The organism is Shigella sp. FC1967, from assembly GCF_001743005.1.
In the GTDB taxonomy this organism is placed as follows: domain Bacteria; phylum Pseudomonadota; class Gammaproteobacteria; order Enterobacterales; family Enterobacteriaceae; genus Proteus.
Genome location: NZ_MIIZ01001145.1, coordinates 1 through 647, shown reverse-complemented (window position 1 = coordinate 647; position 647 = coordinate 1). Strand labels below are relative to the sequence as shown.

The 647-nt window shown below is 52.9% G+C and carries 1 protein-coding gene; it reads right to left on the bottom strand.

Annotated features, from left to right (window positions below; all coding sequences use genetic code 11):
- A partial coding sequence (locus BHE89_RS19440) for a YqaJ viral recombinase family nuclease (RefSeq protein ID WP_458694247.1) occupies positions 1-613 on the bottom strand: 613 nt, incomplete at its 3' end.
- Positions 614-647: the final 34 nt, after the last annotated feature.

Genomic DNA, 647 nt, shown 5'->3' with positions numbered 1-647 from the left:
GTCGCTGTTTCAGCTCCTGAATCTCTGCATCATAGAGGCGGTATTCCTCAGCAGCAGCAATCCAACGGTTGACCTCTTCACCTTGCGGTATGTACAGGTCTCTCTCTGGATCTTTGTCGGGCTCCTTCTTGTCTACTACCTGTTGCCAGAACTTTTTAGCCTCGGCCAAGATTTCTTGAATCATGGCTTCGTCTCGGAGTATTGGAAACTCCTGAATCTGACCTTCAAAGTAGAAGACTAACCAGCCTTGCTTGGCCCCCGTTACCAGGAGCTGGTGTTGCACCTGCGGGTAATAAAGCTGGTATGCCTTGCTGTTTGCTTTCTCAGCACAAACATCTTCCCAGACAGTCGCACTCGGGCTTTTCAGCTCGACGGGCTCCCCGTTATCTCTCAGGCCATCCAGGGAGGCCCTCATGAGCGGGTATTGAACCGATTCGACACAGGCGGGGAGCAGCATGTCATCATACTTCTCCTCGAAAGCGCGTCTTGCAGCATCTTCGTTTTCTATCCCCCGGCGAACCAGCGGATTGAGACTTAGATCGACTTCACGCGCATACCCAGTCTTCTCGGCCCACAGTCTCCATCGTGTTTTGTACGGAGACCTATTGAGCAGGATAGCGGCGTCAGTGGCTGTTACACCTTGACGC